The organism is Companilactobacillus futsaii JCM 17355 (genome assembly GCF_001435505.1).
In the GTDB taxonomy this organism is placed as follows: Bacteria; Bacillota; Bacilli; order Lactobacillales; family Lactobacillaceae; genus Companilactobacillus; species Companilactobacillus futsaii.
Genome location: NZ_AZDO01000013.1, coordinates 1 through 9,364 on the forward strand (window position 1 = coordinate 1; position 9,364 = coordinate 9,364).

Here is a 9,364-nt window from a genome sequence, read left to right on the forward strand (position 1 = left end):
TCTTTATGGAAAATATTAAGTTTTAAAAAGTGTTCGGTTATTTCTTGCAATCTGCCCTATAAATTAGTGGTACTTCAATATTTTCATAAACTGTATATGTCGAAAGCAATTTGAAATTTTGAAAGACAAAGCCCAATTGGTCGCCACGAATCTGTGATAATTCATTGTCATTTACAGCTTGATAGTTCTTATTTTCTAGCAAATATTCACCTGTGTAACTTTGATCGAGCAATCCTAAAATATTGATCAAAGTTGACTTACCAGATCCAGAAGGTCCCATGATAGCTAAGAATTCGCCATCTTTAACTTCGAGATTGATATTTTTCAAAGCAGTGAATTCACCATAAGTCTTACCTACATCAGTAACTTTTAGCATCATTTCACCGCCTTATTTCAAAACTATCTTGTCACCAGCTTTTAGACCATCGATCACGTAATAATTTTGGCCTTTCTTCGTGATAGTGACGTGTTTTGTGTGCTTTTTACCATTCTTTAAAACTTTAACTGTATTTTTTGCCCAAAGTGCATTCTTAGGAATCTTGTACCCATCAGCCTCAGTTTTGATTTGAACGTGCATTCCGTAAGATAGTTTAGAATCCGTCGCAACTCTAAAATGATAATAAGAAACGTTGCGAGTGCTATAAGGAATGGCATCTTTTTGTTGGAAATTACCTGAGATCTTCGTACCATCATTCTTGATAACGGTCACATTTTGACCTAATTTGATTTTGCTTAAACTGTATTCATTTACATTTCCTTGAATCACTGGTGAACCATAGATGTAACTTCTACCAGAATCATCTTTATAGTACGTACCACTAATAGGTGCTGTAACAGTTCTATTTTGGGCTTTGTTGATTTTATTTAACTTAGCCTGTGCCATTGCCAAAGCTTCTTGATTTTTGCTCAATTCAATCTTATCGGCAGTAGTTTTGTCTGATGAATTGTAATCTTGAATAGCTAACTGTGCTTGTTGAATTTCACTATTAGCACTGGCCAAATCACTACTCATATCACGATAAAATGTAAATAAAACTTGTCCCTTAGTAACTTTTTGACCGTTGATCACTCTTGTAGAAGCTAAAGTTTCGTCTTCTGATTTAGGTTGATCCCTGACTGCTTGTTTGTCAGTTTCTTGAACAATTCCATTAAAATAATTGCTATTGTCAGTACGAACGGTATAAGTTTTCTCGGCCGTATCAGTACTATTATTATTCATTCCCTTTCCCATAACTAAAAAGAGGATTATTGCCACTAAAACAACGTTTATTCCCCAAATGGCGATTTTGATTTTCTTCATATTAATCTCCCTAATTTGCCTTTAAAAACAGCATAACAATCACTAAATTAGCCAAAAGAAACTGTTATGTCAATATTGGGAAGATAAAAAAATAGAGCATCTCTGCTCTATAATTTAAAAATTTATTATGAGAAATTAGTCGTAGCAACATAGTTAGCGTTTACAAGTTTTCTCTTAATTATAAAAATATTTTTTATGCCAATTCGGCAACTTTTTTATCGGTTGTTTTAGTCTTGTCTAATTTTTTTAAGCCAATACCAGTGAATCCACTAAGGATAGAAAGGATTGGTGATAGAAGACTAAAGAAACAGAATGGTAAGAATGACAAGGTTGGTACACCTAAGGTATTAGCTACAAAGGCTCCGGCAACACCCCAAGGGATCAAGTAATTGATTACAGTACCACCATCTTCAAGTACACGACTCAAAGCTAAGTTATCAAGACCACGTTTGTTAAATGTCTCTTTGAAAGCTTTACCAGGTAGGATAACTGATAAGTATTGTTCACCAACGAAGATATTAACACCGATACCAGAAAGAATTGTAGCTGTAACAACGGAACCATTTGATTTAAGTTTTTCAGCAAGAGGCTTCATAGCAGTTTGAATGACGTCAAACTTCATTAATAAGCCACCTAAGGAAAGAGTTAAGAAAATCAATGAAACTGTACCCATCATCGAGCTAATGCCACCACGAGTCAATAAAGCATCAACATTAGCATTGCCAGTTTTTGAAACGAAACCATTTTCGATAAATCCAGCTACGCTTTTAACTTGGGTATTAGGATTTTCAATGAAAATCATTCCAACTGTTACGGTAATATTTAATAATAACGTTGCCACAGCTGGGATCTTCATAATTGAACAAATGAACAATAGAGTGATTGGTAAAATAGCCCACCAAGAAATGAAGAAGTGACTATTCAATACATTCAAGGTTGTATCAATTTTACTGAGATTGTTAGTAGAACCAGCATTACCTAAAAGGGTGTACAAAACTAATGAAATCAAAAATGCCGGGATCGTTGTCCACATCAAGTTTTTAATATGAGCAAACAAATCATCTTCGGCAATAGCTGAAGCCAAGTTCGTTGAATCTGAGAGTGGTGAAGTTTTATCGCCAAAGATAGCTCCAGAAATAATGGCTCCGGCAACTAAAGCAGGATTCATACCTAGTGTTTGACCCATTCCAAATAATGCAATACCAATAGTTGAAACAATGGTAAAGGCACTACCGATTGAAGTACCAATCAAAGCACAAACGACGAAAACTGATGGTACAAACCATTGTGCGGAAATCATATGGAAACCAGCAACCATCATTGATGGAATAATTCCGGCTGCAATCCAAGTACCGATCAATGAACCAATTAAAATAAAAATGAAAATGGGAATAATACCATTACGAACTCCGTCAGAGATTCCATCAAAAATTTCATCCCAACTACTTCCACGAATTTTTGACCATAAGATCAATAATCCAATAACTACTAAAACTGGCGTTTGAGGTGACAAACCAAATTTGATAACACCTAAACCTAAAATAACTAACATGATTACTAAAATAGAGATTGCTTCTCTAAAACTGACTGTCTTTTTACTTTTATTCATCCTAATTCCTCCAATTATTTCTATCTAATCCGACAAAACTAATATCGAGGATTACCACCACAAGTATGCATCATTTTCTCACCCTTTGTATAAAAAAAGTCCCTGCTGCAATTATGCAACAGGGACGATTTACCGTGGTACCACCCAGCTTGAGAATAGTCTAAATAAACTATTACTCCACTCTTGAGAATAACGGCTCTCTTATTCCGCTTGGAAAACCAAGTCATGTCTGGTATTTCATAACTACACCCTGACCGGTTCGCATCAACCACCGGCTTTCTTACACCCAGATGCATTACTAATTAATTCAGACACTTATATGTGTTTATTTGATTGACATAAACAATAACAGGCTTAAATTATTCTGTCAACCTTAATTAATTTTTTTATGCCATTCTATGATCAATATACTTAGATAACAATGACAATGCATAGCAGACAACAAAGTACATCAAAGCCATCGCTACGAAGACCGGAATGATGTAATTAGGGTCTTGTCCATAAACGACTTGACCGTGTTGCATCAATTCTGGAACCACGATGATAGTTGCCAAAGAAGTATCCTTGATCAATGAAATAAATTGACTAACTAAAGCTGGAATCATCTTTTTATAAGCTTGTGGTAAAACAACATGCCACATTGCTTGAGTAAAGGTCATCCCCATAGCTCTAGAAGCTTCCATTTGACCAATATCAACTGCCATGATTCCTGAACGAATAATTTCGGCAATCATCATCGATTCAAAGACCGTCATCGCTAAAATTGCGGCTGGAATCGTATCTGGTTTGAACCCAAAGGCTGGCAAACCAAAGTAAACAAAGAAGATGATCAACAACAGTGGCAAATTACGAATAACATCAATGATGAATCCGATAATTTTTGATAAATAAGGGATCTTACTATAACGCACGATTCCTAAAACTGAACCGAAAATAAAACTTAAGACCACCGATATAACGGAGATCAAAATCGTTACCGACAAGCCTTGGAGAAGAAATCTAATATTTATCCATGAATAAGCATCTATCCAATTTTGCATAATTTACCCCTCCTAAGCTAACTTTCTTTCTAGATGTTGCATATAGTAACTGATTGGCAAAGTAATAACTAAGTAGAACAAGCCAACGATTATATACGTATTAACAGTTTCAAAAGTCTGTGAAGCTATTGCATTACCTTGATACATCAAATCAAATCCAGCCACGAAAGCTAGAACTGATGAGTTTTTAACCAAGTTAACGAATTGGTTCCCTAGTGGTGGAATGACATACTTAAAGGCTTGAGGCAAAACGATATAACGCATAGCCTGCCAGAAAGTCATCCCTTGTGAACGAGCGGCTTCCATTTGGCCAATATCAACTGAATTAATCCCAGCACGAACCGTTTCTGCAATAAACGCCGAAGTATAAATCGTCAAACCAATCGTTCCTGCAGTGAAACCATTGATTTTAACAACGTACAACGGAATTACTAAGTAGAAAAACATCGTTATAACCAACAAAGGAATGTTACGAAAGACTTCAACATAAACATTACCAATTATTCGCAAAATTTTACTTGGAACAACCTCCAAAATGGCAAACAACGAGCCGATGATCAGACTAAAAAACAATGCTAAAACACTGGATAACAAAGTCCAACCAAATCCACTAATGAAGGCATGCCAGTTGCTAGATAATAGATTTATCATTTGCGTAACACCTCCTTATAGTTAAATCCAGGAACGTTTCCAAACCACTTCACAATCAATTTGTTGTAAGTCCCATCTTGTTGTACTTCTTTCAAAGCTTTATTGACGGCTTTTCTAAAGTCATCTTGGCCCTTATTGATACCAATACCATATGGTTCAGTTGTAAAGGCCTTACCTTGTAATTTATAGCCTGGATTGTTGACCGCCATACCAGCTAAAATTACATTATCAGTCGTTAAAGCATCGCCCTGACCTGATTTCAAAGCTGTTAGCGCTTGAGCATAGTCCGGTAATTGAAGCACTTGAGCTTTTGGAGCAAACTTTTTAACATTTTCAACAGAGTTTGAACCAACTACCCCAATGATAGTTTTATTGTTCAAATCTTCGACTTTTTTTACCGATGAGTCATCCTTTACTAATAAAGATTGACCGGCATCAAAATACGAATCAGAAAAATCAATCGTCTTCAAACGTTCCGGCGTTATGGTCATTGTAGCGATGATAGCATCGATATTACCGTTCTTCAGCAGTGGGATACGTGATTGCGATGTAACGGTAACAAACTTAGCTTTGGCATCTTTACCAAGCATCTTCTTAGTCAAAGCCGTTGCCAAATCAATTTCAAAGCCCTTTTCTTTACCATCTTTAACATCAATCAAACCTAACAACTTAGTATCAGCTTTGACACCCCAAGTTATTGTTTTACTCTGTTTATCATTTTCGAGTATATTTTGAGACGACAACGGTTTTGACCCACAGGCTGATAAGGTAAGCAAGAGTAGTAAAGAAGTAATCATCAACATCAAATATTTCAGTCGTTTCATAATTACTACCCCCTAGTGTTTAATAATTTTACTCAAGAATTGTCTAGCACGTTCATTCTCAGGATGATTGTAAAATTTATCTGTTGGTTCATCTTCAAGAATCTGACCTTGATCCATGAAAATAACCCGATTAGCTACTTCTTGAGCAAATCCCATTTCGTGAGTAACAATTAGAGACGTCATGTCACCTTGGTTAGTAACGTACTTGATAACATTCAAAACATCATCAATCATTTCCGGATCCAAGGCACTAGTTGGTTCGTCAAATAGCATACAACGAGGTTTCATCGCTAAAGATCTAGCAATTGCCACACGCTGCTTTTGTCCACCAGAAATCTGTGATGGCATGTTGTGAGCTTTGTCAGCCAAACCAACTTGGTCTAACAAATTCATTGCCTGTTTCTTATTCTCTTCTTCGTCTAATTTCAAAATGATTCTTGGAGCTAACATAATATTTTCTAGAACATCTTTGTTGGCATATAGATTGAAGTGTTGGAAAACCATCCCGACATCTTTTCTAATCAAATTGATATCGGTTGTTTTATCAGCTATGTCATGACCATTGACGATCAATTGACCTTCTTGAATTGTCTCTAGACCATTAACCGTTCTAGCCAAAGTACTTTTTCCAGAACCAGAGGGTCCGATTAAAACTACCGTTTCCCCTTTGTCAATTTTCAAGTTAACATCTTTTAAAGCATGAAAATTACCATAATATTTTTGTACATCACGGAATTCGATCATTGACATAATTAATTCTCCCTTCTTCATTAACAAAAATTTAATTTAATTTTTTTTATTAAGAAAATTCTAATAGTTTTCTCAGAATTTATCAACAAAAAATTCTTTTGTGAAGTAAATGTTCGGCTTCAGATCTAAATAAAAATTACTTATAAATTCTATAATACGGGCATTATGACTATACTGATGATCTTTTTAAATCTTTAAAAAATTTTTTCCGAGCAATCAAAAAAATCCACGATTTTTGAATTATCGTGGATTTTTATTTGCGAAACTTGTTGAGGATTTCGAATTATTATTAAGGGGGGAGTGCTTCTCTTCCGAGAAGCTGAGCACGATAGGTAATTACCCGTCGTGCTCAGTTCCCCGGAAAGGAACTGTAAAGCTTATTTCAAAACAATCTTCTTGTAGAGATATCTAGTTACGAAGTAATAGCCAAGATACAAGACAATGAAGATGGCAAATGGAATCTCAATGTGCATATATGGTTGGTATAAAATTTTAACAAACAATTGTAGACCAATCAAAACATGAATAATTCCTAAAATTGCTGGAACAGAGAACAAGACGGCGATTTCTTTATTAATACTTGCACGTAATGTCTTAGGCTTAGTACCAATTTTATAGAGCATGTTATAACGCTTAACATCACTATTAGCACCAGACAAGATTTTGAACATCAAACAACTGGCTAACATAGCTAAGAAAGCAATTCCTAAGAAGAAGCCCATAAATTCTAAACCAGAGAAGAAACCATTAATTATAGTATAAGCACTAAATTTATCAATAGATGCTTGTTTTAAAGCTGGGTATCGCTTATTTTCAGCTTTTGAGATGGCTTTGATTTTAGACAAATTGTCTTTAAAAGAGTTAGTTTTTACTAAGACTGTTTTTGTCACTGGGCTATTAATAATATCGTATTCTTGGTCACTGACAAATTCTGCCTTCATGGTCCTCGTTTGAGGCAATCTAGTATTCATTAATTCATATTGAGCATTAGTGTTCTTCTTTAAATTAGATGATTTATTAAAACTAGATTTCATTGTTTGCATGTCGATCTTGGCATAACCAAGTGGTTGTTTCTTAAATTCACTACTACGATAGTAAACATTTTTACCATCAGTTTTATAGTGATACGTAACTTTTTCTTTAACATTCAAATCTTTTACACGCTTATTTTGCGCTTTATCTGGATTAGTTAATTGCACGTCATAGTAGTTTTGACCATTTACAACGTTATCAATTTGATTGTTAAAACCAAGTCCAACCGTAATAGCACCCAAAGCTAAGGCAAACATGATTGAAACCATTGAAAGAATCTTAGTATAATCGTTGATTCGGAAACTCAATTGTGAAAGTGTGAAGTTGTTCAACCCTTTTTGGGAGAATTTCGTATTCTTCTTTAACATAACGATTAAAGTTGTGACGAAGGCGTTGATTGTGAAATATGAACCACCGACGATTGTTACTAAAGCGACTGGAATCCCGATATAGATGGCTCCAGGATTATTACCAGAGACGTACATTGTGAAATAACCGATAGCTAATAAAATTAAACCTAAAATAGCTTGGACAGCTTTTAAAACGCCGTTACGTTTGATTTTGACCGGTTGACTGTCACGGTTCAATAACGTTAAAACTTTCGTTCTACGTAGGGAAATTGAATTTCTCAAAGCTGAAAAAATAAAAATCACGATGAAGAAAACAAAGGTCCAAATTAAAGCTGGTAGATAGAAACTACTGAAATGCTTAACTTGCATATCTAACATACTAATCAACCAACGGCTGACAAAACTTGTTGCCACGATACCAATCAAAGTCCCGATAATTGTTGAGATAGCACCAATAGCAAATGTTTCAACGAAAATCATTTTAGAGATTTTACTACTTTTAGCACCGAGCATCATGAACATCCCGTACTCTTTTTGGCGCATACTCAACAGAAAGGTGTTGGCATAATTAATGTAGACGATAGTAATAATTGCTAAAAGAACGATCCCGAAGGCGAAGATGAAACTAGTTGCTGAAGCTGGAGAATTTGAACTTAAGAAAGCCTTATTTGTCGCTAATGACATAAACATATAAAAGATGGCTGAGGCAATCATCAAACCTGAAAACAAAACACTGTAATCACGTAGACGATGCTTGATTCCACTTAAAGCTAATTTGTTTAACATATTTTCCTCCCCTATTCCGCAAATGTTCCTAATGAATCTAGAATTTCTTGATAGTATTCAGCTCGACTCGAATCTTCTTTCTTCAATTCTTGGCCGATTTCACCATCTTTGATGAACAAAATACGGTCACAGAAACTAGCTGAAAATGGATCATGAGTTACTAGTAAAATTGAAACTTCATCTTCACGGTTGATCTTAGTTAAAGTATCCATCAAAGCACGAGCACTCTTGGAATCCAAAGCACCAGTTGGTTCATCCCCGAAGACGATTGATGGTTCATGAACCAAAGCACGAGCAGCCGCAACACGCTGTTTTTGACCACCAGATAGTTCAGTCGGATAGTGATTTAAAATCTCTGTTAAACCTAATTTTCAGCGATACTTGAAACTGCGGGTTTAATTGTCTTAGCTGGCTTATTTTGCAATGCTAACGGCAAAGCAATATTTTCATAAGCTGTTAGGTTTTCTAGTAAGTTAAAGTCTTGGAAGATAAATCCAATTTTATTAGCCCGAAAATCTGCCATTTGATTGTTATTTAATTTAGTAATATCTTGACCAGCGATTTGAACTTTTCCGCTAGTTGGAGTATCTAATGTAGATAGAATATTTAATAAAGTAGTTTTACCTGAACCTGAAGCACCCATAATTCCTACGAATTCGCCGGGTTTTACTTCAAAATTAACGTCTGACAAGGCCTTAAATTGCTTTTCTCCAGCCTTTCCATAAATCTTTTCAATATTTTGTACTTCGACGATTTTTTGCATTTTTTGCTTCCCTCCATTTGATATATCTATCATAATGGTTAATGTCTTTTAGGTCGTTCGATTCTCCTTACATCTTCTTACACTTTTGTAAGTCTGAAATAAAGCGATATAATATTGAAGATATATTAATAAAAAATTTCTTTTTAAATTTTGGTTAGTGTTAATTGCCGTCGTCCGCTCGGCTTTGTGGACGCTGGAACGTACTGGGCACAACTTTAAGCCAATTCCAGAACCGGGAACAGTCTTAAAGCTTGACCTT

The 9,364-nt window shown here is 35.3% G+C and carries 8 protein-coding genes and 1 pseudogene; all 9 read right to left on the reverse strand.

Annotated features, from left to right (window positions below; all coding sequences use genetic code 11):
* Positions 1–37: 37 nt before the first annotated feature.
* Complete coding sequence (locus FC88_RS01795) at positions 38–379, reverse strand: ATP-binding cassette domain-containing protein (RefSeq protein WP_235526889.1); 342 nt, start codon at positions 377–379, stop codon at positions 38–40.
* Positions 380–388: 9 nt separating this feature from the next.
* Entirely contained in the window at positions 389–1,300 is a 912-nt protein-coding gene (locus FC88_RS01800; RefSeq protein ID WP_057812184.1) for an efflux RND transporter periplasmic adaptor subunit, read from the reverse strand.
* A 193-nt stretch (positions 1,301–1,493) separates the two neighbouring features.
* Positions 1,494–2,909 (reverse strand): Na+/H+ antiporter NhaC, encoded by a 1,416-nt coding sequence (gene nhaC, locus FC88_RS01805; protein WP_057812185.1) that lies wholly within the window; start codon positions 2,907–2,909, stop codon positions 1,494–1,496.
* A gap of 386 nt (positions 2,910–3,295) precedes the next feature.
* Positions 3,296–3,949, reverse strand: coding sequence for an amino acid ABC transporter permease (locus FC88_RS01810; RefSeq protein ID WP_057812187.1), 654 nt, complete (start codon positions 3,947–3,949; stop codon positions 3,296–3,298).
* Positions 3,950–3,961: 12 nt separating this feature from the next.
* Positions 3,962–4,600, reverse strand: coding sequence for an amino acid ABC transporter permease (locus FC88_RS01815; protein WP_057812189.1), 639 nt, complete (start codon positions 4,598–4,600; stop codon positions 3,962–3,964).
* Positions 4,597–5,424 (reverse strand): glutamate ABC transporter substrate-binding protein, encoded by an 828-nt coding sequence (locus tag FC88_RS01820; protein WP_057812191.1) that lies wholly within the window; start codon positions 5,422–5,424, stop codon positions 4,597–4,599. Before FC88_RS01820 ends, FC88_RS01815 begins: the two co-directional genes overlap by 4 nt.
* 12 nt (positions 5,425–5,436) lie before the next feature.
* Entirely contained in the window at positions 5,437–6,174 is a 738-nt protein-coding gene (locus tag FC88_RS01825) for an amino acid ABC transporter ATP-binding protein (RefSeq protein ID WP_057812193.1), read from the reverse strand.
* A gap of 377 nt (positions 6,175–6,551) precedes the next feature.
* Positions 6,552–8,342 (reverse strand): FtsX-like permease family protein, encoded by a 1,791-nt coding sequence (locus FC88_RS01830; RefSeq protein ID WP_057812196.1) that lies wholly within the window; start codon positions 8,340–8,342, stop codon positions 6,552–6,554.
* Positions 8,343–8,353: 11 nt separating this feature from the next.
* Positions 8,354–9,105, reverse strand: a pseudogene (locus FC88_RS01835) (ABC transporter ATP-binding protein).
* Positions 9,106–9,364 lie beyond the last annotated feature (259 nt).

Coding starts and splice junctions, on each gene's coding strand:
- FC88_RS01795 (WP_235526889.1), bottom strand. CDS start 379: ATGATGCTAAAAGTTACTGATGTAGGTAAGACTTATGGTGAATTCACT.
- FC88_RS01800 (WP_057812184.1), bottom strand. CDS start 1,300: ATGAAGAAAATCAAAATCGCCATTTGGGGAATAAACGTTGTTTTAGTG.
- nhaC (WP_057812185.1), bottom strand. CDS start 2,909: ATGAATAAAAGTAAAAAGACAGTCAGTTTTAGAGAAGCAATCTCTATT.
- FC88_RS01810 (WP_057812187.1), bottom strand. CDS start 3,949: ATGCAAAATTGGATAGATGCTTATTCATGGATAAATATTAGATTTCTT.
- FC88_RS01815 (WP_057812189.1), bottom strand. CDS start 4,600: ATGATAAATCTATTATCTAGCAACTGGCATGCCTTCATTAGTGGATTT.
- FC88_RS01820 (WP_057812191.1), bottom strand. CDS start 5,424: ATGAAACGACTGAAATATTTGATGTTGATGATTACTTCTTTACTACTC.
- FC88_RS01825 (WP_057812193.1), bottom strand. CDS start 6,174: ATGTCAATGATCGAATTCCGTGATGTACAAAAATATTATGGTAATTTT.
- FC88_RS01830 (WP_057812196.1), bottom strand. CDS start 8,342: ATGTTAAACAAATTAGCTTTAAGTGGAATCAAGCATCGTCTACGTGAT.